The sequence below is a fragment of the Acinetobacter sp. CAU_H_S170_2 genome (genome assembly GCF_058890445.1).
Map to the genome: position 1 here is coordinate 3,320,488 of NZ_JBZYAE010000001.1, position 25,158 is coordinate 3,345,645.

25 protein-coding genes are annotated in these 25,158 nt (G+C 42.1%); 18 read left to right on the top strand and 7 right to left on the bottom strand.

From position 1 onward, the window contains the following. Position 1 precedes the first annotated feature (1 nt). Together AC5EUN_RS16260 and tviB are read right to left on the bottom strand one after the other, a co-directional pair. The gene (locus AC5EUN_RS16260; RefSeq protein ID WP_493352439.1) at positions 2 to 1,021 is read right to left on the bottom strand and encodes an NAD-dependent epimerase/dehydratase family protein; all 1,020 of its coding nucleotides are present in this window, start codon (positions 1,019 to 1,021) and stop codon (positions 2 to 4) included. 18 nt (positions 1,022 to 1,039) lie between these two features. After that, positions 1,040 to 2,317, bottom strand: coding sequence for a Vi polysaccharide biosynthesis UDP-N-acetylglucosamine C-6 dehydrogenase TviB (gene tviB, locus AC5EUN_RS16265; RefSeq protein ID WP_279742800.1), 1,278 nt, complete (start codon positions 2,315 to 2,317; stop codon positions 1,040 to 1,042). 320 nt (positions 2,318 to 2,637) lie between these two features. Here tviB and AC5EUN_RS16270 point away from each other — a divergent pair, with 320 nt between their 5' ends. The 5 genes from AC5EUN_RS16270 to bamJ (AC5EUN_RS16290) all read left to right on the top strand — a co-directional run bounded on the left by AC5EUN_RS16270 (position 2,638) and on the right by bamJ (AC5EUN_RS16290) (position 8,039). Beyond that, positions 2,638 to 3,738, top strand: coding sequence for a polysaccharide biosynthesis/export family protein (locus AC5EUN_RS16270; protein ID WP_493352440.1), 1,101 nt, complete (start codon positions 2,638 to 2,640; stop codon positions 3,736 to 3,738). Next, complete coding sequence (locus AC5EUN_RS16275) at positions 3,738 to 4,166, top strand: low molecular weight protein-tyrosine-phosphatase (RefSeq protein WP_493352441.1); 429 nt, start codon at positions 3,738 to 3,740, stop codon at positions 4,164 to 4,166. The genes AC5EUN_RS16270 and AC5EUN_RS16275 overlap by 1 nt, the downstream gene beginning before the upstream one ends. 15 nt (positions 4,167 to 4,181) lie before the next feature. Continuing rightward, positions 4,182 to 6,374 carry a polysaccharide biosynthesis tyrosine autokinase gene (locus tag AC5EUN_RS16280; RefSeq protein ID WP_493352442.1) on the top strand — a complete coding sequence of 731 codons (2,193 nt, stop codon included), beginning with the start codon at positions 4,182 to 4,184 and terminating at the stop codon, positions 6,372 to 6,374. A 213-nt stretch (positions 6,375 to 6,587) separates the two neighbouring features. After that, positions 6,588 to 7,292, top strand: a complete 705-nt coding sequence (gene bamJ / locus AC5EUN_RS16285; RefSeq protein WP_493352443.1) for a BamJ family beta-barrel-assembly machinery protein — start codon at positions 6,588 to 6,590, stop codon at positions 7,290 to 7,292. A gap of 54 nt (positions 7,293 to 7,346) precedes the next feature. Next, positions 7,347 to 8,039, top strand: coding sequence for a BamJ family beta-barrel-assembly machinery protein (gene bamJ, locus AC5EUN_RS16290; RefSeq protein ID WP_005401609.1), 693 nt, complete (start codon positions 7,347 to 7,349; stop codon positions 8,037 to 8,039). Between the two features lie 70 nt (positions 8,040 to 8,109). Here the strand turns inward: bamJ (AC5EUN_RS16290) and AC5EUN_RS16295 are convergent. The 3 genes from AC5EUN_RS16295 to ampD all read right to left on the bottom strand — a co-directional run bounded on the left by AC5EUN_RS16295 (position 8,110) and on the right by ampD (position 11,736). Continuing rightward, positions 8,110 to 9,347, bottom strand: a protein-coding gene (locus tag AC5EUN_RS16295; protein WP_493352444.1) for an IS3 family transposase whose coding sequence is annotated in 2 segments (ribosomal slippage) — positions 8,110 to 9,011 and positions 9,011 to 9,347 — 1,239 coding nt in all. Because the reading frame shifts where the segments join, the coding sequence is not laid out codon by codon here. Positions 9,348 to 9,529: 182 nt separating this feature from the next. After that, the gene (gene murJ, locus AC5EUN_RS16300; protein ID WP_493352445.1) at positions 9,530 to 11,086 is read right to left on the bottom strand and encodes a murein biosynthesis integral membrane protein MurJ; all 1,557 of its coding nucleotides are present in this window, start codon (positions 11,084 to 11,086) and stop codon (positions 9,530 to 9,532) included. 77 nt (positions 11,087 to 11,163) lie between these two features. Next, the gene (gene ampD, locus AC5EUN_RS16305) at positions 11,164 to 11,736 is read right to left on the bottom strand and encodes a 1,6-anhydro-N-acetylmuramyl-L-alanine amidase AmpD (RefSeq protein WP_151837034.1); all 573 of its coding nucleotides are present in this window, start codon (positions 11,734 to 11,736) and stop codon (positions 11,164 to 11,166) included. Positions 11,737 to 11,920: 184 nt separating this feature from the next. On the opposite strand from ampD, the gene nadC reads away from it, so the two are divergent. Beyond that, positions 11,921 to 12,766 carry a carboxylating nicotinate-nucleotide diphosphorylase gene (nadC, locus tag AC5EUN_RS16310; protein ID WP_151837031.1) on the top strand — a complete coding sequence of 282 codons (846 nt, stop codon included), beginning with the start codon at positions 11,921 to 11,923 and terminating at the stop codon, positions 12,764 to 12,766. 73 nt (positions 12,767 to 12,839) lie between these two features. On the opposite strand, the gene rph is transcribed toward nadC, so the two are convergent. After that, positions 12,840 to 13,556: a ribonuclease PH gene (gene rph / locus AC5EUN_RS16315; protein ID WP_004684198.1), complete on the bottom strand. Its 717-nt coding sequence runs from the start codon at positions 13,554 to 13,556 to the stop codon at positions 12,840 to 12,842. Between the two features lie 161 nt (positions 13,557 to 13,717). Here rph and AC5EUN_RS16320 point away from each other — a divergent pair, with 161 nt between their 5' ends. Continuing rightward, positions 13,718 to 14,395: a TetR family transcriptional regulator gene (locus tag AC5EUN_RS16320; protein WP_493352446.1), complete on the top strand. Its 678-nt coding sequence runs from the start codon at positions 13,718 to 13,720 to the stop codon at positions 14,393 to 14,395. Positions 14,396 to 14,504: 109 nt separating this feature from the next. Next, positions 14,505 to 16,139, top strand: a complete 1,635-nt coding sequence (locus tag AC5EUN_RS16325; protein ID WP_493352447.1) for an O-antigen ligase family protein — start codon at positions 14,505 to 14,507, stop codon at positions 16,137 to 16,139. 73 nt (positions 16,140 to 16,212) lie between these two features. On the opposite strand, the gene AC5EUN_RS16330 is transcribed toward AC5EUN_RS16325, so the two are convergent. Continuing rightward, complete coding sequence (locus tag AC5EUN_RS16330; RefSeq protein WP_004684194.1) at positions 16,213 to 16,830, bottom strand: thiol:disulfide interchange protein DsbA/DsbL; 618 nt, start codon at positions 16,828 to 16,830, stop codon at positions 16,213 to 16,215. 180 nt (positions 16,831 to 17,010) lie between these two features. Between AC5EUN_RS16330 and ubiG the strand changes: the two genes are divergently transcribed. The 10 genes from ubiG (at position 17,011) to AC5EUN_RS16380 (ending at position 25,144) form a co-directional block, all read left to right on the top strand. Then, a complete protein-coding gene (gene ubiG / locus AC5EUN_RS16335) occupies positions 17,011 to 17,727 on the top strand; it encodes a bifunctional 2-polyprenyl-6-hydroxyphenol methylase/3-demethylubiquinol 3-O-methyltransferase UbiG (protein WP_419277039.1) in 717 nt (238 codons plus the stop codon). Further along, positions 17,724 to 18,419, top strand: a complete 696-nt coding sequence (locus AC5EUN_RS16340; RefSeq protein WP_493352448.1) for an HAD family hydrolase — start codon at positions 17,724 to 17,726, stop codon at positions 18,417 to 18,419. Before ubiG ends, AC5EUN_RS16340 begins: the two co-directional genes overlap by 4 nt. 36 nt (positions 18,420 to 18,455) lie before the next feature. Then, on the top strand, positions 18,456 to 19,202 hold the full coding sequence (locus AC5EUN_RS16345) for a YciK family oxidoreductase (protein ID WP_279043934.1): 747 nt from the start codon (positions 18,456 to 18,458) through the stop codon (positions 19,200 to 19,202). A 152-nt stretch (positions 19,203 to 19,354) separates the two neighbouring features. Continuing rightward, complete coding sequence (locus AC5EUN_RS16350) at positions 19,355 to 19,774, top strand: hypothetical protein (RefSeq protein ID WP_493352494.1); 420 nt, start codon at positions 19,355 to 19,357, stop codon at positions 19,772 to 19,774. Positions 19,775 to 19,924: 150 nt separating this feature from the next. Further along, positions 19,925 to 20,080 (top strand): hypothetical protein, encoded by a 156-nt coding sequence (locus tag AC5EUN_RS16355; protein WP_286407706.1) that lies wholly within the window; start codon positions 19,925 to 19,927, stop codon positions 20,078 to 20,080. 246 nt (positions 20,081 to 20,326) lie between these two features. Then, positions 20,327 to 20,710, top strand: a complete 384-nt coding sequence (locus AC5EUN_RS16360; protein ID WP_004983820.1) for an RcnB family protein — start codon at positions 20,327 to 20,329, stop codon at positions 20,708 to 20,710. 297 nt (positions 20,711 to 21,007) lie between these two features. Beyond that, the gene (locus tag AC5EUN_RS16365; RefSeq protein ID WP_493352449.1) at positions 21,008 to 21,364 is read left to right on the top strand and encodes an RcnB family protein; all 357 of its coding nucleotides are present in this window, start codon (positions 21,008 to 21,010) and stop codon (positions 21,362 to 21,364) included. Positions 21,365 to 21,488: 124 nt separating this feature from the next. Continuing rightward, positions 21,489 to 22,841 carry an amino-acid N-acetyltransferase gene (gene argA / locus AC5EUN_RS16370; protein ID WP_493352450.1) on the top strand — a complete coding sequence of 451 codons (1,353 nt, stop codon included), beginning with the start codon at positions 21,489 to 21,491 and terminating at the stop codon, positions 22,839 to 22,841. Between the two features lie 331 nt (positions 22,842 to 23,172). Next, positions 23,173 to 24,138, top strand: a complete 966-nt coding sequence (locus tag AC5EUN_RS16375; RefSeq protein ID WP_493352451.1) for a sulfonate ABC transporter substrate-binding protein — start codon at positions 23,173 to 23,175, stop codon at positions 24,136 to 24,138. A 10-nt stretch (positions 24,139 to 24,148) separates the two neighbouring features. Continuing rightward, complete coding sequence (locus AC5EUN_RS16380; protein ID WP_493352452.1) at positions 24,149 to 25,144, top strand: aliphatic sulfonate ABC transporter substrate-binding protein; 996 nt, start codon at positions 24,149 to 24,151, stop codon at positions 25,142 to 25,144. Positions 25,145 to 25,158 lie beyond the last annotated feature (14 nt).

Below are 25,158 nucleotides of genomic sequence, written 5' to 3' on the forward strand. Positions count from 1 at the left end.
CTTATTTATAAATATACCAATATACTGCTAATAAGATACTTTCATTAATTCTAAACTGTGGTTTATAACCCAAATAGTACTGTATTTTAGCAATACTGGCTTGAGAATGTCTGACATCTCCAGTACGGAAATCACGATATACAGGTTCCTTAGTATAAGTCACACCATTTTCATTTAAAGCTGCTTTAATAGCATTAAACAAATCATTGAGTGTTGTACGATCTCCGACTGCTACATTATAAACCTGATTTTTAGCTTCATCATTTTGTGTGGTGGCTGCCAGAATATTGGCCTGAACAGTATTTTCAATAAAACAGAAATCACGACTGGTTTCACCATCACCATTAATGAACACATCATCACCGGCAATCATGGCCGCCGTCCATTTTGGAATCACCGCTGCATAGGCACCATTCGGGTCCTGGCGCTTGCCGAACACATTGAAGTAACGCAAACCGATGGTTTTAAACCCATAAGTCCGTGCGAATACTTCAGCATAAAGCTCATTTACGTATTTGGTGACAGCATATGGCGAAAGTGGCTTGCCGATATTTTCTTCAACTTTAGGCAGTGCCGGATGGTCACCATAAGTTGAACTGCTGGCGGCATAGGTAAAGCTTTTTACTTCTGTATCACGTGCAGCCGTCAGCATATTTAAAAAGCCGGTAATATTGGCTGCATTGGTGGTAATTGGGTCGGCAATCGAGCGCGGCACAGAACCTAAAGCAGCCTGGTGCAAGACATAGTCCACTCCTACACATGCTTTCTGGCAATCTTCAAAATTACGGATATCCCCTTCATAAAACTTGAAGTTTGCCCACTGGTCAGGCTTGACCAGACTTTGCACTTCATCCAGATTATGCTGATGACCTGTAGCAAAATTGTCCAGACCCACCACATTTTGATTTAACTTTAGAAGAGTTTCCAGTAAATTTGAGCCAATAAAGCCTGCCACACCGGTAATTAACCAGGTTTTAGGTGCTTGTTCTAATTGCTCACATACAGTTTGATATTGGCTCATGTATAGAATCCCTATAAATTACAGACGAAGGTCAGATTCAGATTGATCCAGTACATATTTCAGATCATACAAAATATGTGCTGATTTACCCAAGGCATGTAATGCATCGGCCCCCATAGTTTTAAATTGATCATGGGCAACAGCTAAAATCACCGCGTCATACTGACCCTGTTCAAGATTTGTGACTGGAGTAATTCCATATTCATATTGAGCTTCGCTTGTATCTACCCATGGGTCATACACATCGGCAGCAATATTGTATTCTGTCAGTTCATTAACAATATCAATAATTTTGGTGTTACGAATATCCGGACAGTTTTCTTTAAAACTTAAGCCTAAAACCAAAACCTTGGCACCTTCGACCTGAATTTTTTTCTTGATCATCGCCTTGACCAGCTGGGTAACCACATAAGCGCCCATACCGTCATTTAAACGGCGACCTGCAAGAATAATTTCAGGGTGATAGCCAATAGACTGTGCCTTATGAGTCAGATAGTACGGATCGACACCAATACAGTGTCCACCTACCAAACCTGGACGGAACGGTAGGAAATTCCATTTGGTACCGGCAGCTTGCAATACGGCTTCGGTATCAATTCCCATTTTATTAAAGATCACGGCCAATTCATTAATCAAGGCAATATTGACATCACGCTGAGTATTTTCAATCACTTTTGCCGCTTCAGCCACTTTAATACTGGTTGCTTTATGCGTACCTGCTTCAATAACTAAGTTATAAACTTGATCAATAAAGTCAGCAACTTCAGGTGTTGATCCTGAAGTAATTTTTAAAATATTCGTGACTCGGTGTAATTTATCACCCGGGTTAATTCTTTCTGGGCTATAACCTGCAAAAAAATCCTGGTTAAATTTTAAATTAGACACTTGTTCAAGTACTGGAATACATGTTTCCTCAGTAGCACCTGGATATACCGTTGATTCATATACTACAATGTCACCTTTTTTAAGCACCTTTCCAATACTGGTTGAAGCCTTTATAAGGGGTGTTAAATCAGGTTGTTTAAACTCATCGATAGGTGTTGGTACGGTTACAATAAAAAAATTGCAACTATGTAAATCAGCCAAATCAGATGAATAACTTAAATAAGTTGCGTCTTTCAACTCATCTGAAGAAACTTCTAAAGTATGGTCTTGGCCACTTTTTAATTCTTCAATCCGTGTTGTGTGTATATCAAACCCAACAACCGGCACTTTTTTACCAAATTCGACTGCCAATGGCAAACCAACATAGCCTAAACCAATCACTGCTATTTTCAGATCAGAGAGTTGTAGCATTTTAACGCCTTATTTATTTCTGTTATGAACATGAATCTTATCGGCGGCCATACTACCAGAAAAACATGAATTTTCTGTTATGATTTTTTACCAAACACTAAGCATGGTCTTTCATTTTTCCATTTTTCCATTTTTCAGTACGATTTAGCAATGTATTTACCTATCTTAGTACGATAAATTTCACAAAATGTATAACATTGATAGGCCGAGAAGAACCTTTACTATAAAATTGATTACAATTTGTTATATACCCCAAAGCGAACTTCGGTAAAATGTTGTTTAATTGAAATGATTTTAAAAAATCTAAAATGGGAATTTTTGTGCGACATTTTAAATCTATAATTCTATTGTCCTTTATCATGACATCTACTGGATGCGCTCTTACATCTGGACTACAAACTTATGATTTACCTGATGAAGGTATGTATCAAACAGAGTTAGGTACACAAGTCAATGTTGTGAAACTCACCCAAACATCATTACCAGCTGTCCAACTTGCCCAATACAATCAAGAATATTTTGCTCATTTGTTCAGCATTCCTCAAAAAAATTACAAGCTCAGTGCTGGAGATATTCTTTCAATTTATCTATGGGCTTATCCTGAGATTACACCTCCAACAAGTGCCATCAGTAATGAAGAAGCTATTAAATCGAATGGTTATCAAATTGATCAAAGTGGTTATATCCAGTTCCCTATTATTGGTCGCTACAAAGCCGCAGGAAAGCCTTTAACACAAGTCAACCAAGAATTACGTAGCCAGCTTTCACGGTATTTAAAAACTCCCGACGTCATTGCTCGCGTTCTATCTTACCAAGGACAACGTTACTCTGTACAAGGCAGTGTCATGAAAGGTGGACAGTTTACTTTAACTGACCAACCCACCAGTGTTTATACTGCATTAGGTTTAGCTGGCGGTGTTAATACCCAACTAGGTGATAACACCTCTATTACACTTGTCCGCCAAGGTAGAACTTATAATTTGAATAGTATTTCGCTTGAAAAAGCTGGGTATTCACTACACAATTTATTGATTCAACCTAACGATACTCTTTATGTAAACTCAAAAGAAAATCAGAAAATTTATGTTATGGGTGAATCTGGACAAAACAAACCGATCCCGATGCGAGATCAGGGTATTAGCTTAAGTGATGTCATTGGGGAAAGTCTCGGTTTGAATCCACTTTCAGGAAGCCGAAGCAAAATTTATGTGGTTCGTAGTCATCGTGATGCAGGGATCACTGATGTCTATCACCTAGATTTAACCAGTATTGGTGATTTTGGATTGGCAAATAAATTTCAAATGCAAAGCAATGATATTGTGTATATCGATGCCTCAGGTTTAACGCGCTGGCAACGTGTCATCAATCAAGTCATTCCATTCTCAAACGTGATTTATAATATTGATCGTGTGGGGCAATAATGCAGTTCAAAAATATTTTGGTCGTTTGTATAGGTAATATCTGTCGTAGCCCTATGGCAGAGTACCTACTCAAACAAAATTACCCTCAACTCACCATTCATTCTGCAGGCATTTCTGGCATGATTGGATATGCGGCTGATGACAAAGCAAAGCTTTGCATGGAGCGAATTGGAATTGACATGAGTCCACATATTGCCAGAAAACTTAATGCTGAACTGATTAAGCAAGCAGATCTCATTTTAGTCATGAGCCAAAATCAACAGAAGCATATTGAGCAAACATGGCCATTTGCGAAAGGAAAAACATTTCGCTTAGGTCATTGGCAAGGAAAAAATATTCCTGACCCCTATCAACATGATCAAGCTTTTTTTGATGAAACTTCCCTGCTTATACAAGCCTGTGTAGCAGATTGGACTAAACATATTTAACTTTGATGTACGATTATGAGCCAAACTACAAATACAGAAGATACTATTGATTTAAAAGAATTATTTTTCTCATTGATCGCACAATGGAAGTTAATTGCGCTGTGTATCCTTTTGAGTCTAATTTGCGCCCTACTATACTTAAGAGCAACTCCGGATACCTATTCGGTCGACGCCTTGGTACAAGTAGAAGAAAATAAAGGCGCTTCCGCAGCTCTATTAGGTGATCTCTCGAGCATGGTTGAGCAAAAACAACCCGCTCAAGCAGAAATCGAAATTTTAAAATCGCGTTTGGTATTAGGCAATGTTATTCAACATTTGAATTTAGATCTTAAAATTTCGGGCACGCAAAATTCATTTACTGATCGTCTATTATCTCCACACCATTATCAAACAGAGTACCAGCCGAAATCGGTGTTGTTTAAAGATGATGAAAAAGCATTCGATATTCGCCAGTTTAATGTTCCATCAAACTTCCGTGATAAAAACCTTGAACTTCGCTTTAAAGATGGTCAGTTTAGTTTAACGAATACACAAACTGAACAAGTCATTTTAACAGGAAAAACGAACCAATCGAATACCTTACGTACAGCGGATGGCTTGTGGAATATTTCTATTTATACACAAGACCAACTGAATGATGTTTATCTCATTCAAAAACAATCTCTACCAGCTGCTGTCAATAATATCTTGACAAATTATTCAGTCGCAGAAAAAGGAAAGTTAACAGGTATTCTTGGGCTCAATTATCAAGGTACAGACAAAACTCATATTACCCAAGTACTCAATGCTATTCTGGTTTCTTATAGTCAACAAAACATTGAACGTCGTTCAGCTGAAACAGCGCAAACACTTAAATTCTTAGATGAACAACTACCAGAGCTGAAACAACAACTTGATGTAGCAGAGCGTGAATTCAATAAATTTCGCCAACAATACAACACTGTAGATGTCACGAAAGAATCTGAGTTATTTTTAACCCAAAGCGTAACCTTAGAGACACAAAAAGCACAACTTGAACAACAAGTGGCTGAAGCTGGTGCCAAATATACTTCTGAACATCCCGTCATGCAGCAAATGAATGCGCAACTAGGAGCTATTAATAAAAAAATCGGGGAGTTAAATGCGACATTAAAAGAACTGCCAGATTTACAACGTCGTTATTTACAGCTTTACCGTGAAGTTGAAGTCAAACAGCAATTATATACTGCCCTACTTAACTCTTATCAACAGCTACGTATTGCTAAAGCAGGTGAGATTGGTAATGTTCGTATTGTCGATACAGCTGTTGAACCAATTGAACCAATTGCACCCAAAAAACTACAGATTTTAATTCTCTCTATTTTCTTGGGTGGTTTCCTCGGTACACTCTTGGCATTATTACGTAATATGATGCGTTCAGGGATCAAAGACTCCACACAAATTGAAAATGAATTGGATCTTCCCGTGTATGCAACGGTTCCACGTTCGCCTGTACAAGAAAGCCGCATTAAGATTTTAAAGAAGAAAAAGAATATTCCTATTCTGGCTGTTAAAAATAGTGATGATATTGCTATTGAAAGCTTAAGAAGCATGCGTACAGCCATCCATTTCGCGCTAAGCTCTGCCCGAAATAATCTGATTACGATTTCAGGTCCAGCACCTGAAGTTGGTAAATCCTTTATCTCAACCAACTTAGCCACAATTTTGGCACAAAGTGACAAACGCGTATTAATCATAGACGCAGACTTACGTCGTGGTTATTTACACAAGTATTTTAATCTCGACACACAACCTGGCTTAACAGAGTTACTCAATGGTCAACAAAGTTTAGACACGGTTATTCGTCCTACAGAAGTGCCAGGTTTAAGTGTAATTTCTCGCGGGAAAAGTCCTACCAATCCTTCTGAATTACTAAGCTCTAACCAGTTCAAAAATCTATTAGAGCAAATGTCAGAGAAGTTTGATCATGTGATTATTGATACCCCACCAGTCTTAGCCGTGACGGATGGCATCATTATTGCTCAATACACAGGGGTTAACTTAGTGATTGCCCGTTATGCGAAAACGCAGATGAAGGAGCTTGAATTGACCCTGAATCGCTTCGAACAAGCTGGTGTGAAAGTGAATGGCTTTATCCTGAACGATATTCAGCGTTCAAGTGCAGGCTATGGCTATGGCTATGGCTATAACTATGCTTATGCCTATAAAGCGAATAAAGAATCAGACTAAATACATTCTCTAACCGATAAAAAGCCAGAACTTGATTTCTGGCTTTTTATTTTGTATGACAAACGTTTATATATTCAAATCCTTATAGTTTTTTTAAGGACTTCGGCATATATTAATTTGAAAATGTACTGGTGGTACAAAACACGTCATTCATGAAGTCTGCTAAGATGCTAAAAAACTTTTTGAATGTAATAGAATTAGGAAAAATTTCACATGAGTAAAGCCTTACCCATTGCTGTAGCTGTTATTCTAGGCGGTGCTGCACTTGTTCCCGTTTATTATGCATCTCAACACCCAGCTTCAGCCGAAGCCCAAGTTTCAAAAAATGCATCTGCCGTAGAAAAAATTAGCTATGCACTAGGTTATGAGGTTGCTCATCAAACTCCACCAGAACTCGATATTAACAGTTTTGTAACCGGTGTCCGTGCTGGTCATGCCCGTAGCCAACCCGCCTATACCGAAGAAGAATTAAAACAAGCCTATGAGGAGTTCCAACAAGAAATGCAGCAAAAGCAGGCCAATGATGCGAAGCAAGCACAAACAACCAGTGACAGCTTCTTAACTGAAAATGCGAAAAAACCTGGGGTGAAAACCACAGCGTCAGGCTTACAGTACAAAATTACGCAAGAAGGCACAGGCAAGCAACCCACTGCCAGCTCTGTCGTGACCGTGCATTACAAAGGCCAATTGGTCGATGGTAAAGTCTTCGATAGTTCGCTTGAACGTGGCGAACCGATTGAGTTTCCTTTAAACCAAGTGATTCCGGGTTGGACTGAAGGTCTACAACTCATGAAAGAAGGTGGGAAAGCGACACTTTACATCCCTTCTAACTTAGGCTACGGCCCACAAGGTGTACCCGGCATGATCCCCGCCAACAGCACGCTTATTTTTGATGTTGAACTGATCAAAGTAAAATAAGACAAGTCAATCAAAGGAGAGCTTTTGCTCTCCTATTTTTATTGAGAATACAATATGAAAATTCAAACAACATTACTCTGTGGCTTGTTACTTTCTACACCTGTTTTTGCTGCACCGATTAATAATAAAAGCAGCATCAACCAACAAGTCGGTTATAGCTTTGGCTATCTCATGGGTCGTAGCAATGCCGAATCAATTCAAGATTTAGATCTCGATGCTTTTGTGCAAGGGTTACGTGAAGCATCTAAAGGTCAAGCTGCTTCATTAAGTGATGAAGACATGGCGCGAGTACTCACCCAATATAAACGCCAAGCTGAGGCAAAACAGTTATTAGAAGTTAAGCAACTGGCTGATAAAAATGCCAAAATTGGTGCAGCCTTTTTAGCTGAAAATGCGAAAAAAGCAGATGTAAAAACTACGGCTTCAGGCTTGCAGTATATGGTTTTGCAACAAGGCCAAGGCAAGTCACCTAAGGCCAACAGCAAAGTCAAAGTCCATTATGAAGGACGTTTGATTGATCAAACTGTTTTTGACAGCTCGATTGCACGCCAACAGCCTGCGGAGTTTCAAGTCAGCCAAGTGATTCAAGGTTGGACTGAAGGCTTACAACTAATGAAAGAAGGTGCAAAATATCGTTTCTTTATTCCCGCTAAACTGGGCTATGGCCAAATTGGTTCAGGTGATGTGATTGAACCGAATAGCACCTTGATTTTTGATGTGGAACTGATTGAAGTGTTGCCAAAATAAGGTAGCAATGCAAAGGTAATGCTATTGTCTTGTCCTGAAATAGATTGACAGTATTCCACTTCAAACCGAGTTAAGCAATTAGCTCGGTTTTAGTTTGCTCATACATCTGATTCGGGGTGTTCATATTTAAACTTAAATGTGGTCTATAGTAATTATAAATCATGATAGATTCCGTAATTAAGTGATCTAACTCCTTCATGGTTTGACATCGTGTAGTTAAAAACTCCTGCTTTAATATTCCATTAATCCGCTCTGCTAATGCATTTTGATATGAGAAACACTGTTTCGCAAGGTATCCATCTGTCATGGAAGGACATATCCCATAATGGCGCAATGCCGATTGATATAGCTCAGAGCAATACTGAGAGCCTCTGTCTGAATGATGAATCATCCTAGTCGCTCGATCCGTCACATGCTGCATCGCCATATGTAGAGCCTGCATAACATTCTCCGCACGCATATCATTCGATAACTTATAACCTTTAATCTGACGGGTATAAGCATCTGTCACCAATGATAAATAATGTACGCCTTCAGCACTCTCAACATAAGTAATATCACTAACAAAGACTTCGTTGGCTTGCACTGCTGAATAATCCTTTAATAAATTTGGATGCTTCTTCATCCAATGCTTGCTATCCGTAGTTTTTGTATAGCGACGCTTGGGGCGAATCAATAAATTATGCTCTTTCAATATTTTAAATAACTGATCCCGTCCACACTTTAAACCACGCTGCAACAATTTGCCTTTAATAAGCCAATACAACTTACGTGTTCCGATACTTGGCATGAGACAACGATATTCCATAACCAACTCAAGTATTTGTTCAGTTGCTTGTGCAGTCATTTGAGCACGTTTTTCTGCTTGATAATAAGCTTGTCGGGTGATTCCCAACCACTGACAATAACGTGAAACGCTTAGTCCTCTTTGGCTTTGCCAATCTTTGAAACGTGCTCGGTATACTTTTTTCCAAGATCAGTCCCACATTCTTTATCAATGTGATAAATCACATCCTGAATAAATTCAGTTTTAAGCTTTTCTGCGGCTAACTGCTTTTCTAATTGGCGGATTCGTTGTTGGGGTGTTAATTGGCGTTTAGAAGAAGGCGGCATATTCGAAGTCCAGTCCTGTTGTCCGTGCTTGCGTAACCATACCAGCACAGTTGATCTTCCTTGAATACCATATTTTGCCTGAGCTTGTTTATAAGTAATTTGCCCTTTTTCTACTTCATGTACCACCATCATTTTAAAGGCAAAGCTATAATCACGTTGTGTACGCTTAACTCTTTGTTCTCGTTCATGTTCCATAAAATAAGCCTCTTAAAGGTGTAAACTTATTTCAGGACGGGACATATATACAAAATAAAAAGCCTGATCTTCGTGATCAGGCTTTTTATTAATTTCAATCTATTTTCAAATCAAGCACTGCTTATTTTTAAGCTACGTGCTTCGCTTGTCTTTTGAAGCATAAAACAAAGAAGTACCTTGTTTTAGGCTTCATGTTTGAGGTGACGTGGCCTAAAGCCTGTAAGATGCAAACCAACCGCATAAGCCACAACGCCGACTACGCACAGCCCGAGCACTTCTGCAACACGGATCCATTGTGAAACATCACCATTATACCAAGTCAATGCATACCACAATGCCGCAATCATCATGGCGTTAGCAATACCAAACTGGATAAATAGTTTTTTCCAGTGTACACCAAAACGGAAAATATCGCGCTTGTGTAAATAGAAATACAGCATCCCCGCATTCACTAGAGCAGAGCCCGAAGACGCTAAAGCCAGCGCCATATGCTCTGCCTGCCAGTCAATCAGTTTAAAGAAGCCAATAAACACCACGTTTAAAATCGCATTTGCGGCAACGGCCATTAAACCGACACGGACTGGCGTTTTGGTGTCTTGCTGCGCATAAAATCCGGGTGCAAAGACTTTAATCAACATAAATGAAATCACCCCAGCACTCATACATTGCAGCGCTAAAGCCGTCATTTGTGTATCTTCAAGGGTGAATTGACCGCGTTGGAACAGGGCCTGAATAATGGGGGTCGATAACATAAACAGCGCGATACTGGCAGGTACCCCCACCAGAACAATCACCTTTGCAGCCCAATCCATCATGCCACGGAACTTCGACATATCTTGCTCTGCATGACGGGTCGACAATGCAGGTAAGATCACCGTACCAATCGCTACCCCAATCAAGCCCAAAGGTAACTCAGTCATACGTTCCGCACTGTACAACCATGACACTGAACCGTCTTGCATAAACGAAGCCCAAATGGTGTTCAGGAGTAAATTGATTTGCGTGACAGAAACACCAAATAGCGCAGGCAGCATCAATTTCATGATGCGATCCACCCCTTCATGTTTAAAATCAACTTTCGGCGGAATCAGTAATTTTTTATGCCAAAGTTCAGGAATTTGGATCGCCAGTTGCAATACACCCGCAGCAATCACCGCCCAACCGAGTGCCATAATCGGCTCCGCCATATACGGCGTCAACCACCATGCTCCTGCAATCATCGCAACATTCAGCAATACTGGTGAAAAGGCGGGTGAAGCAAAGGAACCATAACTATTTAGAATACTGCTGGCAAAGGCTGTCAGCGACATAAACAATAAATAAGGAATAGTGAGGCGGAACATCGAAACTGCAAGATCAAACTTTTCGGGGTCAGCATGGAAGCCCGGTGCATAAATATACAATACGGCAGGCGCCGCAACCATAGCCAAGAAAGTCAGAGCCGTCATAACCGTCATTAAACAACCAAAGACACGGCTAATCAGAATTTGAACTTCCGCATGGGTACGGCCAGTTTTATATTCGGTCAGAACTGGAATAAACGCCTGTGAGAATGCTCCCTCAGCAAATAGCCGACGGAAGAAGTTCGGGATACGAAAAGCAACCACAAAGGTATCGAAATCTTTCCCCGCACCAAAGACATTCAGTAAGACAATGTCTCGTACCAAACCCAAGACCCGAGAAAGCATGGTCATTGCACTTACAATTACGGTTGACCGCCACAGCGCCATCGTATCCACCTAGTTTTTCATTTGCCGCTATTGTAATGAAACTTCAGCGAATATTTGATTGTTTAATGTTGTTGTCGACTCTCAATTCATTGACTTTTTAACTGCTGCAAACGATTTCGATAGTCTAACCAATCAAAAAATGTGCCTGGGTCGGTCTTACGTCCTGGCGCAATATCGGAATGTCCTGCCAAATGCTGTTGAATTTGAGGATAGGCCTGTTGTAAACAAGCCGTCACGTGTACCAATGTTTCATATTGGGCATCTTCAAAAGGCAAGTCATCACTGCCCTCAAGCTCAATGCCAATCGAATAATCATTACACTCTTTCTTGGCCAAATAGCTTGAACGCCCTGCATGCCATGCACGGTCGTTAAAATTGACAAATTGTAAGACTTCGCCACTTCTTAAAATCAGTAAATGCGCTGAGACTTGCATGCCTTGAATGGTTTGAAAATATGGATGTACTGACCAATCCAATTGATTTTGAAAAAATTGTTCAATATAACCGCCACCAAACTGTGAGGGAGGCAAACTGATATTATGGATGACAATCAGTTGAATCTCAGTATCCACAGGACGTGCGTTAAAATTAGGCGATGGAATTTGTCTTGCTCCCAGCAGTTGCCCTGCTTGCACTTGAAACGACGGAATGACCTGCATATTTTTATTCCTCAAACCCATTACGCCCTTTGGACAATCTTTTTTAATGTCTCTCATGCTAAATCTTTCCCCGTCATTTCTCAAATTGATCAGCGTTTGATTCTGAAATTTTCACGCCTTTTTCAGGAAAAATGCTAATATATTGCGCAATTTTCATGGCTTCTATAAAGATACGGACAATCGGATGAGCATATCGCAACAACTGCTTGAACAATCTATTCAACTGAATATTCAACAAGCATTACAAGAAGACATCGGTGATGGCGATATTACGGCACTTTTGACGCCTGAAGATGAACAAGCGACTGCGACCATTATTAGCCGTGAAGACATGATTCTTGCAGGTCAGCCTTGGGTCAATGCATTAATTGCAGCTTTTGATCCAAGTATACAAATCACGTGGCTCAAAAACGATGGCGATCTGGTTCTTGCCAATGAAACCATTTTTAAATTGGCAGGTTCAGCACGCAGCTTACTTACGGTTGAACGCCCTGCGCTCAACTTTGTACAAACGCTATCTGCTGTGGCCAGCAAAACGGCGGAATATGTCAAACAACTCGATGGCTTAAACACCAAATTGCTGGATACCCGTAAAACCCTCCCGGGTCTGCGTATTGCCCAAAAATATGCTGTCGCTGTCGGTGGCGGTCAAAACCATCGTTTAGGTTTATTCGATGCTTTTTTAATTAAAGAAAATCACATCATGGCGGCAGGCGGCATCGCACAAGCCATTACCAAAGCACATCAAATTGCCCCAGGCAAACCTGTCGAAGTCGAAGTTGAAACCTGGGCGGAATTAGAGCAAGCATTGGAAGCCCAAGCCGATATCGTGATGTTAGATAACTTTGGCCAGCAACAAATGATTGATGCGGTCAAGCATGTTGCAGGACGGTGTAAATTGGAAGCGTCAGGGAATATTACCATTGCCAACTTGCGCGAAGTCGCAAGCACAGGCGTGGATTATATTTCGATGGGTGTATTGACCAAAGATGTCAAAGCAGTCGACCTTTCTATGCGTTTTAATGCTTAATTCCAATAGTTCGCATTCAATCCACACCCAATAAAAAACGCACTCTCAAGTGCGTTTTTTATTGGGTTAAAACTTACCAGCCCAGTGCTTGCTGCTGTTTTTTCACCAATTCTTGAATGCCCTTTTCCGCCATTTCTAACATGGCATTGCACTGTACACGGGTAAAGGGTTTATCTTCTGCCGTGCCTTGAATTTCAATAAACTCGCCAGCTTGAGTCATCACCACATTTAAATCCGTTTGGCAGTTTGAGTCTTCTTCATAGCATAAGTCTAAAAGCACTTCGTCTTGGAAAATACCGACTGAAATTGCAGCCACTAGGCCTTTTAATGGATCTTGCTTAATTTTCTTTTTCTCAAGCAACGTGTTCATCGCATCAATCAGGGCCACGGCAGCACCGGTGATCGCAGCAGTACGTGTACCGCCATCCGCCTGAATCACATCACAGTCGATGGTGATGGTGTTTTCACCGAGTTTTTTTAAATCCACCATGGCCCGTAGACTACGGCCAATCAAACGTTGGATTTCTTGCGTACGACCACTTTGCTTACCACGCGCAGCCTCACGGTCACTACGGGTATGCGTCGAACGTGGCAACATGCCATATTCAGCGGTTACCCAGCCCTGACCCTTGCCTTTTAAAAAGCGTGGTACGGAGTTATCAATACTTGCCGTACAAAGAACTTTGGTATGACCAAACTCAACCAATACCGAACCTTCCGCATAACGTGTGTAGTTACGAGTAATGGTGACATCACGTAATTGATCTAATGTTCGTTGGTCGATACGCATAATACGCCCTTCATCTGACTAAATAGGTTGGCGCATAGTATAGCAGAAGCAGACCCAAAGCATTTGTCTGACTGCATTGCATTTGTAATTGATCGCCTGTTTCCCTACCCATCCATATTCTTTGTTAAACTGAAGCTTAAAAGAGGCTGAGGCAATCATCTATGTCGATTCGAAAAGAACGTAAACAACAAAGCCGCCAAGCTTTGCTGAATGCTGCATTACAACTCAGCACCTCGGGACGTTCCTTTGCTCGCATTAGTCTCCGTGAAGTCACTCGCCAAGTGGGTTTAGTACCGACCGCGTTTTATCGCCACTTTAATGATTTGGATGAGCTGGGACTTGAACTGGTCGACCAAGCGGCGCTCCACATCAAAAGTATGTTGACCCAATTGGGACAAAGCTATGTTTATGGTCCACATGCCACGATTGAGCATAGTTTAGATCTATTTTTTCATGCTGTAGAGCAACATCCTGAACAGTGGATTTTCTTGATTGGAGAACGTTGGGGTGGGTCAGCCTTGATCCGTGCAGCCGTTGAGCGAGAAATTGCCTTTTTAATCGATGACTTCGCCCATGAATTAACCCGTATTGAAAGCATGCAACATATTCATGACAGCGAAGACCTCAAAGTTTTGGCCAATATTCTAATGGATGCCTCCTTTAACTGGGCCATGTGCTGGATTGGTTTGAGTCGAGATGTGGCTCCCGAGAAACTACGCCAGCAGCAGACTGAATTTAAACTGCAAACCATCGTGCAGATTCAACTCATGTTCCGCGGAATCTCCAATTGGCAACGACCATCTACTCAAACCAAACACGCCAATCCGACTTTGCATTAAGCCGCTCGCAGACGTAATTTTTGCTGTATTACAAAATTTTTAATGCGCTTTGCTCAAACTTGGATGCTTTTTCACTATCATAGAGCCAGTTTTTTCATCTGTAGCTCCTATGCGTTTTTTTCTTTTTTTAGCGGCGAGTGTCTGTATTGTCTTGGCATGGCTATTGCCCATTCATTATCGACCTTGGGTCACCTATACAGGTGAATTGTTTGCATTTTTATCTTTATTTGCACTCTCTGCCTTATTTTTAAAAGAAAAACTCTTGCTCCCGAAAGTGAGTCTGCCACTATTGCTATTGAGTCTGGTGCCCTTCATTCAGTACGGTTTTGGCGAGCTGTTCTTTTTCAGCAAAGCACTGATGTGTGGCTTATATATCTTTGCATTCTGGCTGAGTATGGTTTTAGGTTTTAACCTGAGCCAAAAACCCTTAGAACGTGAGCAATTATTTAGTGGACTGTGTACAGTCTTCTGGGTGGTAGGCATCGTCACAGCAATTATTGCCGTCTGCCAATGGCTCAATATTGAACAGTACATTCCTGGCATGACCGCTTTCAAAGGAATAAGGCCTTATGCCAACTTTGCGCAGCCGAACAATATGGCGAGCTTCTTAATTCTGGCCTTACTCGGCACACTGTACCTATTTGAAAAGAAAAAATTTAACTCAATTCTGCTGTGCGCAAGTGCGGCATTGATACTATTTGCGGTAGCCCTGAGTCAGTCACGCACATCATGGGTCGCTAGTATCTGTGTGCTGCTGTATTTGCTCTATCAGCAGCACAAAGGTGCTATTCAACTGAAGTGGTATAGTGCCCTAGCATGGTTTGTATTGTTTATTTCTTTTATTATCCTACTTCCCCAGTTGAACCAACTTTTGATTCAACTATCGAATGTCGATGTCACTCAAACGAAAGAGGTTATCGCTCGTGCAACAGGTGATATGTCACGTATCGCCATTTGGCAACAGATGCTCCATGCCATTGCTGAGCGACCTTGGTTTGGCTATGGTTGGCATCAAACCAGTGTAGCTTACACCCTAATCAGTGATCAATTCCAAGGCCCCGTTTGGGTAAAAAGTGCGCACAACTTCATTCTCGACTTTATTGTGTGGAATGGGTTAGTGATTGCGATTCCATTTTTTGCCTATCTCAGCTATTGGGGCTATCAACTGCAAAAGTATGCGACATCGCTCGAATCTGTGATTGGACTTCTGATGGTCGGCGCTTTACTGATTCACGGTATGCTCGAATTTCCGTTGTTCTACGCTTATTTCTTGCTGCCACTCGGATTGATTCTAGGCATTATTCAATCTCAGCAAAAAGTAAAAACATGGACTTTACCGAGCTTTGCCATGCCGATCACATTCACTGTCTGTGTGGTCTTGGTCGCACTGATTATTCGTGACTATGAGTTGATGGTACCGAAGCTGAATGAGGCTTCACGTTATGAACACACCCCTGAAAAGTTCACCAATCAAGATCACATTTTACTGCTCTCTGAGTTTAACCGCCGCATTGAATGGATTCAGTTAAATCCATACAGCAAAGTCAGCCCTGAGCAAATTCGTGACTATGAGGAAATGGTGCTGAACTACCCGATTCCCTATGATTTGACCAAATTTGCCAAACTCTTGGCCTTTAATGGCTATGAAGCCGAAGCCCGTCATGAACTTTGGCGCTTAAAAACCTTAAGAAAAATTGAGCTACGTTATGAGGATTTATTGCAGCCAGCATCGAGTGTGCAATAAACATCGTTAATCCATAAAAAAGCCTGCATCAGCAGGCTTTTTTAACTGAATAAGGACTTAAAACAGATTCAGCTTATTTGGCAGCCCGTTCTTTTTCAATCAAGTAATCCACGACTTGAGTCACTTTAGCATCTTCACCTTGCACAATATATTTACCATTCACCGTCACCGCAGGAACACCACTGAGTTGATAGCGCTTGGCTAAGTCTTGTGCTTGGGCAATTTTTGAAGTGATCGCAAATGATTTATAAGTGCTGTTAAATTTCGCTTCTGGAATACCAAACTGAGTATAGAACTTGGCTAAAGCAGGTTGCTCTAGAATCGGTTGATTTTGATCATGAATGGCATGGAATAATGTCAGATGAGTCTTTTTACGCACACCCAAGGCCTCAGACACATAATAAGCTCGCGCCGCTTGCTCCCACACTGGATTCATGGCTGCTGGCGTACGCACAAAACGCACATCTTTCGGTAGTTTTTTCAACCAAGTCTGCATATGGGGTTCAAGTTTAAAACAGTGACCACAGCCATACCAAAAAAATTCGCGGACTTCAATTTTTCCTGGCACTTCCACCTGTACAGGTGTTGGTACGACGATATAGTCCTGACCTGCCACAAAATTTGCAGCCAATGCACTGCCCGAAATTGCGAAAACAGCGGTTGCTAAGCCACTCAAAAGGAGTTTTTTCATTGAACTTATTGTCCTCAAAATCATTATGATAAGTTTATGCAAATACTATAAATCAAATATGCCAAATTCGTTTTCATTCTGTGAACTTTTTTCAGGCTTTTATCGCTTTTTCTAGAATAAACGCTACACTAAGCCCTATTGAACATTTTAAATATCATGACTTAAATTGAGGTGCCGACGATGTCGCAACTGAATGTTGATCCACAAGAAATTGCCAAATTTGAAGCATTTGCTGCCATATGGTGGGATCAGCACTCGGAATTCCGCCCTTTACATATGATCAATCCACTGCGCTTAAACTGGATTGATGAACATGCAGGTGGACTCAATGGAAAAAAAGTCCTTGATGTCGGCTGTGGTGGCGGAATTTTAGCTGAAAGTATGGCACGTCGTGGTGCAGATGTGCTCGGCATTGATATGGGCGAGGCCCCCCTGAATGTGGCACGTTTACATGCAAAACAAGAAGGTGTTGAGCATATCGAATATCGCCAAATTCCAGTGGAGCAGCTCGCAGAAGAACAAGCAGGACAATACGATATTGTGACCTGCATGGAAATGTTGGAACACGTACCCAATCCAGCCTCAATCATTGAAGCCTGCCATAAACTGGTGAAACCAGGTGGTCATGTATTCTTCTCTACCATTAACCGTAATCCCAAAGCCTACCTGTTTGCCATTATTGGCGCTGAATATGTACTGCGCATGTTAGCCAAAGGCACCCACGATTATCAAAAATTCATTAAGCCCTCAGAACTGGCACATGATATTCGCGGCGCAGGGCTCAAACTGAAAGACATGACGGGTTTACATTACAATCCCTTGACCAAACGCTATTGGTTAGCGCCAAATGTCGATGTCAATTACATGGTCTATACCGTCAAAGAAGGTGCTGCATGAAAGCCGTCCTATTCGACCTTGACGGCACACTGATCGACACGGCTGCCGACTTTATTCGTATTATTCAAGACATGTGCCGTGAAAAAGGCGTCGCTGTGGTCGACGCAGACCTGATCCGCAGCCAAGTCTCTGAAGGTGCACGGGCGATGGTGAAATTGGTTTATCCAGAGCTGGAAGTCGAAGACCCGGTTTTTCTGGCACATCGTCAGCGTTTTTTAGATATCTACGGTGCCGATATCGCAGTAGATACTGACCTGTTTTCGGGCATGTATCCGCTACTTGAAAAACTTGAAAACCAAGAGATTCCTTGGGGCATCGTCACCAATAAACCGCGCTGGCTCAGTGAAGCATTATTAAATGCGCTGAATTTGACAGAGCGCTGTGCGGTTTTGGTCTGCCCTGAAGATGTCTCTCAGACTAAGCCTGATCCTGAGCCGATGTATTTGGCTGCCAAGCACATCGCGATTGCGCCTGAAGACTGTATCTATGTCGGCGATCATCCACGTGACATCGATGCAGGTCGTAACGCACAAATGTATACCATTTTGGCGGCTTATGGTTATTTACCATTCGCGCACAAAGATGACTTAACAGCGTGGCAAGCAGATTGTATAGTGAAGACTGTGGCTGAATTGGACGATGTTATTCAGTCTCTTGTGAGTCAAACTATACCGTCCACTTCACTGACTTGATCACAATTAAAAAATCAAAATAACGAGGAGGTAATGATGAAATATTCAGAATATCAACCTCGCCCCGATCTGCTCAAAGATCGCATCATCTTAATTACAGGTGCGGGCGATGGTATTGGTCGTGCTGCGGCATTAAGTTATGCCCTACACGGCGCAACTGTGGTGCTGCATGGGCGTACCTTAAATAAGCTCGAAGTCATTTATGATGAAATTGAAGGCTTAGGTGCGCCGCAACCTGCAATTTTACCCTTGCAGCTGTCGAGCGCCTCTCCTCGTGATTATGAATTATTGGTCGACACTTTAGAGCGCCAATTTGGGCGCCTAGATGGCATTTTGCATAATGCGGGCATCTTGGGTGAGCGCACAGAACTGGAAAATTATCCTGTCGATGTCTGGGATGATGTCATGGCCGTCAACTTGCGTGCGCCATTCGTTATGACTCAAGAGCTAATGCCACTTCTGAAAAAATCTGAGCATGCCTCCGTAGTTTTTGCCAGCTCAGGTGTCGGACGTGAAACGCGTGAACGTTGGGGCGCATATTCCGTGTCTAAGATCGCGATTGAAGCGGTCAGCCAACTATTTGCTAAAGAAAATACCTCACCGAATATCCGCTTTAACTGTATCAATCCAGGGGCGACCCGCACTGCAATGCGTGCAAAAGCCTATCCCGATGAAGATCCAAAAATATTGCCAACGCCTGAAAATATCATGCCTGCCTATCTGTACTTGATGGGCGATGACAGTTTGCATATGAATGGTCAAAGTATTGATGCACAAGACTAAAATGTGTCACTTAAGAGGAAGCTTCGGCTTCCTTTTTTTATGCGTCAAACTGAAGCTTAGTCATCTGCAACATGATCTCAAGTTCAGAAAAGGTTGTCTTTTTTCAATTTTTGCGGATACTGATGTCCAACTCCATTTTTGAAGCATATGCCATGACGGACTTGAGTAACATCACTGTACAACCCACTGAAGATGGTATGGTTAGCCTGTTGATTGACCAACAGCCGATTTCAGAAAAATATGGAATGAAGTTTGAAGCCAGTATTGTGGAGGAACTTCAAGCCCTGGAAAATGGCGCCACACTGAAACTTTTCGACCAGTTTGTTTTTGCCCATACCGACTTGAACTTTGAACATAGCTATCACTACGTCACGGTCATTGCTAAGAATGATGAACAATACAGAGCCAAGAAAAACTTTGTTTATCGCATCAAAATTGAGGGTCAGCCCGACATTGAGCATGCCATCAGCAAAAATGGTGAACCGATGACCACAGCCGATGTACGTGAATTTATCCAAGCGCATGTACAGAAATCATTGAGTGATTATACCGACCTCAACTATGCCTATTAAGCCGAATCAGCCAAGTTGAAAACTCAGCTTGGCTAGCTCGATATTTTAAATCGTATTTTTAAATTACTTTAATAAAAATATTCGGTTTTTCAGATTTAAATTTCCTATTTATCATCCTAATTCATCAAAAATTGAAAATAAGGATGCAGCATGGCTGATTTGCAACGTAAACATGACACCATTCGTCATATCCATAATTTACAACTACCCGAAAGCCTGATTTGTGCTTTGGAGGATGCCAACCAAGCTGAAGCAGTGGTTCATTCAATCTATTCATTACAACATCTGACGCAGCAGTGGAATTAAATAATGCACTATGCGTTCTTTGACAAAGGGAGATATGAGCCCTCAAAATGAGTCAAAAATCAGAAGATACAGACTGTTTGCTTTGGACTTTAGCGCAATTGATGATTTAATTCAGGCTTAGAATTGGGCATAATCTTCTTAATATCTCTGCATTTGTTAATAAATACCCAATTCATCTTCACAGTTTCTCTGCATTTTTTTCGTACATTATAGGAAAGAATGAAATTACCTTAATGAGGATTCAACATGAAAAAGATTTTGACAGTATTGGCAATCTCTTTCAGTGCTTTGATGGCAAGCAGTCTCAGTACTGCTGCCCCTCAGTTTGACCACGATCATCCACGCTATGGTAATGAGCCCCGCGGACGTGACTTTCGCGATTCAGATGATGACGATCAACAAGATCGTCGACGTATGCGCGAAGAGCGCGGTGTCAAACGTTTACAACAGCATAAATGGCAACAAGGTTATGTCATGCCACAGCATTACCGTGGTAACGGCTATAAAGTCGAATATAAAGACCATAATCTTCCAAAGCCAAACCGAAACCAGCAGTGGTACAAAATCAATAACGACTACATCTTAGTCGATGCAGACAGCAACAATATTCTGCGCATTATGGGGCTTTAATCTGCGCTTCGTTTTGTATAACTCAGCAACATTATTGAGACCTGAATCAACACCCTTTCACCCGCTTTAGTACGACTGCATACTCCTCTTAAGAGACCACAGTCAGGCACAGCAAGAAAGGCGTTGTTTCAGGTTTTTTTATGTGCCAAAGCTTTTGTTTGAAAACATTGCAGAAAAACAACAATCTCCTCAGTCTCTTCATACATTTCACAATTCACCTAAATAGCCCTCACGCTTTCTCTAGAGTTATTCGCTAATTTTGAATGATCGAAACAAGACTAATACTGGACGAAAGCAATGAAAAAAATTCTGACTGCAATCACGCTCTCTTTAGGCGCACTCATGGCCACATCTGCAATGGCAGCTCCGCAGTACTATGACCGCTCGCATGATCATGACTCACGTTGGGATCATCGCGATGACCGTCGTTGGGACAATAACAACCGCTACCAAAACAAACGTGTTAACCCAAGCCGTGACTGGCGCTCAGGTCAAACCTTACCACGCGGCTATGACTCATCGCGTTACCATGTCAGTGACCGCGAAGCGCGTCGCCTACCCAACACAGGGCGTTACCAACAGTGGTACAAGATCAATGGTGACTATGTTTTAGTCAATGAACGCAATAACCGTATCCTGCGTATTATCGGTTAATTCTGACTTGTGTCGCAAAACCGATAGAACACCTGAACGTTGCTTCAGGTGTTTTTCTATTTAAGACTTCCTCTTCTGCATTTTTTGATTAAAATCATGCTAAGCAGTTCATTTTGAGACAGGCATGCAAACGAATTCGATCGAAACACATCACAGTACAACTTTGCAGTATGTGCATTGGTTTCGACATTCTGCGCCTTATATCAATGCTCACCGTAATAAAACCTTTGTGATTATGTTCGATGGTGAAGCCGTTCAGCATGATAACTTTCAACATATTATTCACGACATTGCCCTGCTGCATTCACTCGGGATTCGCCTGATCTTGGTGCATGGAGCGCGTCCGCAAATCAACCACAACTTAAAACAAAGCCAACTACAAACGCCATTTCATCAGTATCGTCGCGTCACCACCCGAGAATCTTTGGGCTGTGTGATGAATGCGGTGGGCTCGATTCGTTTGCAAATTGAAGCCTTACTGTCGATGGGACTGGCCAACTCACCGATGTACGGCGCACGCATTGATGTAGTTTCAGGGAATTTTGTCACAGCCAAGCCCTATGGTATTCGCGATGGGGTTGATTTTCAGTTAACCGGCGAAGTCCGTACGGTCGATACCGACGCCATTCAACGCCATTTGGATAATCACAATATTGTGCTGCTCGGGCCAACTGGCTATTCCACCACAGGCGAAGTGTTCAACCTACTGGCAGAAGAAGTAGCGACCCGCACGGCGATTCATCTTAAAGCGGACAAACTGATTTTCTTGGGCAGACAGCATGGTCTGCTCAATGAACATGGTCAGTTGCAACGCGAAATTTCGCCACACAAGCTCGATGCACAAATTGAGAAATACCAAGATTCGAATCCAGACATTGCGGTACATTTACGCGGTGCCAAAAAAGCCTCGACGCACGGCGTACATCGCGTCCATCTGATTTCCTATGCTTATGATGGTGCCTTGGTTGAGGAGCTCTTCACGCGTGATGGTTCGGGTACCATGATTACCGATGCCCATTATGAAGAAGTCCGTATGGCCAACATTCAAGATGTCGGCGGGCTGATTAACCTATTACGCCCACTTGAAGAAGAAGGCATTTTGGTTTATCGCTCACGTGAACGTCTCGAAAACGAAATTGGGCAATTTGCGGTAATTGAACGTGATGGCATGATCTTGGCCTGTGCTGCGCTCTACCCACTGCCAGCGGCAGAGGGTGAAATCCGCAGTGCCGAAATTGCCTGTGTCGCAGTCGATCCTAGCTATCGCAAATCAAATCGCGGCAGCCAAATTTTGCATTATCTCGAAGGTAAAGCCCGCAGTATGGGCATTCAACAGTTGTTTGTACTGACCACACGTACTGCACATTGGTTCTTAGAACATGGCTTTGAAACGGCCAATGTCGATGAACTTCCCAATGCACGCCAAGCCTTATACAACTATCAGCGCAACTCGCTCGTCTTTAAAAAGCCACTTTAAGTGGCTTTTGCAGGATTATGGATATCTTTATTTCTCATATCTTTATCTAGAAAACACCGCAAAAATCGCTCAAATCTATATTGCGTGAAACACTAAGCTTATTCCAAAAACAAAAATACCTTTTAAATAATAAATATCAATAATTTAACCTCAATAAATTTTATATTTTATGTTTTTTATATTGCTGTTTTTTGCATAAGTTTTGCACTTTTGTTTTTATCTTTTTTTTTCATGTCTAAAGCCCGATTTCTTATTTTTTCTGAAAAGAAATGCCCATTAGCGTATGTGTTCACCAACTCACTCACCTTATTTATTTGGAGTTATGAAACACATGAGCACTTCTCGAGCACAGTTCTGGATCAAAACAAGCGTTCTTTCTGCAGCAGTCGTGGGTGCCATGATGTTATCTGGATGTGGGAAAAAAGAAGCTGAGGCCGTCACACTCAATATTGGCTTTCAAAAATATGGCATTTTGCCCATCGTCAAAGAGCGTGGCGCTTTAGAAACGGTGCTTAAAGCACAAAATGTCCAAGTGAAATGGGTCGAGTTTCCTGCAGGTCCACAGCTCCTCGAAGGCTTAAATGTCGGCAGTGTGGTCTTTGGTGAAGCAGGTGAAGCGCCTCCGATTTTCGCACAAGCTGCAAATTCGAACTTGGTTTACATTGCCAACCAACCTGCTGCACCTAAAGCAGAAGCACTGATCGTACAAAAAGACTCAAAGATTCAAAGCATCCAAGATTTAAAAGGCAAACGGATTGCACTCAACAAAGGTTCAAATGTGCATTACCTGCTACTCAAACTGTTAGAAGCGAACAATCTGAAACTTTCTGATATTGAAGCAGTCTATCTACCCCCATCAGATGCACGTGCTGCGTTTGAACGTGGTGCAGTCGACGCTTGGGTCATTTGGGATCCCTTCTTTGCTGCCGCTGAACACCAAATCTCAGCACGTGTGATTGCTACGGGAGAAAACTTAGTCAGTAATCATCAGTTCTATTTGGCCGATCGTAAATTTTCCGAAACCCATCCAGAAGTTTTAAAAACGGTCGTCCATGAACTCAACACCACCACACAGTGGGTCGAACAAAATCAACAACAGGCAGCCAAATTGTTAGAAAAACCGACAGGCTTGTCTTTAGACATTTTACAAAGCTCGATTGGGCGTATGGGCTTTGGCGTTCAACCCATTTCAGCCGAAGTCGCAAAAAAACAGCAGTACGTTGCGGATGCTTTCTATCAACAAAAACTCATTCCGAACAAACTGAATATTGACGCTGCCATTATTAAACAAAAATAACGAGATCATTATGAAAACACTTAAAACAGTTTCCAGTATTGGTATCGTCACCTTGAGTCTTGGACTCGGGGGATGCCAAAAGCAAGACACGGCAGCAACAAATACTTCTGAAAAGCAGGCAGCAGATCCAGTTAAAACCCTGTCGATTGGCTTTCAAAAGTCATCTTTGAACCTATTGGTCGCACGTGAGCAAAAATTATTTGAGCAACAATTTCCTCAAGCCAAAATTGAATGGAAAGAATTCCCCGCTGGCCCACAAATGTTAGAAGCCTTGGCCGTCGGCGCAGTTGATTTTGGCTCTGTGGGCAATACCCCACCGATCTTTGCTCAAGCTGCTGACAAAGAGCTGAGTTATGTCGGCTATGAACAGGTTCCGGCGAATGCTCAAGCGCTGTTGATTGCTAAAAATAGTTCCATTGATTCAGTACAGGCCTTAAAAGGCAAACGGATTGCGGTACAACGCGGTTCAAGCGCACATGAGTTACTGGCGAAAGTCTTACAAAAAGCAGGACTCAGTTGGCAGGACATTCAACCGATTTGGCTGCCCCCTGCGGATGCGCGTGCCGCGTTTGATAAACAATCCATAGATGCATGGGCCATTTGGGAACCCTACCTCAGTGCAGCAGAGCAGGATGCACAGGCCAAAGTCTTGATTGATGGCACAGCATTTCCGCAAACCTATTCTTTTTATATTGGCAACCCGAAATTCATTCAGACCTACCCTGAAGCCACCGCTCAGTTCATTCACGGGCTAAATTTGGCCGATCAATGGGTGCTAAAAAACCAAGCGCAAGCACTTTCCGTCTATACCCAAAGTACGGGTTTACAGCCCTCTATTGCCCAACGCGTCATCGACAAACGTCTGAAGCCTTCACCAATTCAAACCCTGACGCCTGAAGTGGTGCAAGCACAACAACAAATTGCAGATTTGTTCCAACAAGTCCAGCTCATTCCGAAACACATTCAAGTTCAAAGTACCGTTTGGGTTGCACCGAGCAAACCTTAAACGACTCTATCTAA

Coding starts and splice junctions, on each gene's coding strand:
- AC5EUN_RS16260 (WP_493352439.1), bottom strand. CDS start 1,021: ATGAGCCAATATCAAACTGTATGTGAGCAATTAGAACAAGCACCTAAA.
- tviB (WP_279742800.1), bottom strand. CDS start 2,317: ATGCTACAACTCTCTGATCTGAAAATAGCAGTGATTGGTTTAGGCTAT.
- AC5EUN_RS16275 (WP_493352441.1), top strand. CDS start 3,738: ATGCAGTTCAAAAATATTTTGGTCGTTTGTATAGGTAATATCTGTCGT.
- AC5EUN_RS16280 (WP_493352442.1), top strand. CDS start 4,182: ATGAGCCAAACTACAAATACAGAAGATACTATTGATTTAAAAGAATTA.
- bamJ (WP_493352443.1), top strand. CDS start 6,588: ATGAGTAAAGCCTTACCCATTGCTGTAGCTGTTATTCTAGGCGGTGCT.
- bamJ (WP_005401609.1), top strand. CDS start 7,347: ATGAAAATTCAAACAACATTACTCTGTGGCTTGTTACTTTCTACACCT.
- ampD (WP_151837034.1), bottom strand. CDS start 11,736: ATGCAGGTCATTCCGTCGTTTCAAGTGCAAGCAGGGCAACTGCTGGGA.
- nadC (WP_151837031.1), top strand. CDS start 11,921: ATGAGCATATCGCAACAACTGCTTGAACAATCTATTCAACTGAATATT.
- rph (WP_004684198.1), bottom strand. CDS start 13,556: ATGCGTATCGACCAACGAACATTAGATCAATTACGTGATGTCACCATT.
- AC5EUN_RS16320 (WP_493352446.1), top strand. CDS start 13,718: ATGTCGATTCGAAAAGAACGTAAACAACAAAGCCGCCAAGCTTTGCTG.
- AC5EUN_RS16325 (WP_493352447.1), top strand. CDS start 14,505: ATGCGTTTTTTTCTTTTTTTAGCGGCGAGTGTCTGTATTGTCTTGGCA.
- AC5EUN_RS16330 (WP_004684194.1), bottom strand. CDS start 16,830: ATGAAAAAACTCCTTTTGAGTGGCTTAGCAACCGCTGTTTTCGCAATT.
- ubiG (WP_419277039.1), top strand. CDS start 17,011: ATGTCGCAACTGAATGTTGATCCACAAGAAATTGCCAAATTTGAAGCA.
- AC5EUN_RS16340 (WP_493352448.1), top strand. CDS start 17,724: ATGAAAGCCGTCCTATTCGACCTTGACGGCACACTGATCGACACGGCT.
- AC5EUN_RS16345 (WP_279043934.1), top strand. CDS start 18,456: ATGAAATATTCAGAATATCAACCTCGCCCCGATCTGCTCAAAGATCGC.
- AC5EUN_RS16350 (WP_493352494.1), top strand. CDS start 19,355: ATGACGGACTTGAGTAACATCACTGTACAACCCACTGAAGATGGTATG.
- AC5EUN_RS16355 (WP_286407706.1), top strand. CDS start 19,925: ATGGCTGATTTGCAACGTAAACATGACACCATTCGTCATATCCATAAT.
- AC5EUN_RS16360 (WP_004983820.1), top strand. CDS start 20,327: ATGAAAAAGATTTTGACAGTATTGGCAATCTCTTTCAGTGCTTTGATG.
- AC5EUN_RS16365 (WP_493352449.1), top strand. CDS start 21,008: ATGAAAAAAATTCTGACTGCAATCACGCTCTCTTTAGGCGCACTCATG.
- argA (WP_493352450.1), top strand. CDS start 21,489: ATGCAAACGAATTCGATCGAAACACATCACAGTACAACTTTGCAGTAT.
- AC5EUN_RS16375 (WP_493352451.1), top strand. CDS start 23,173: ATGAGCACTTCTCGAGCACAGTTCTGGATCAAAACAAGCGTTCTTTCT.
- AC5EUN_RS16380 (WP_493352452.1), top strand. CDS start 24,149: ATGAAAACACTTAAAACAGTTTCCAGTATTGGTATCGTCACCTTGAGT.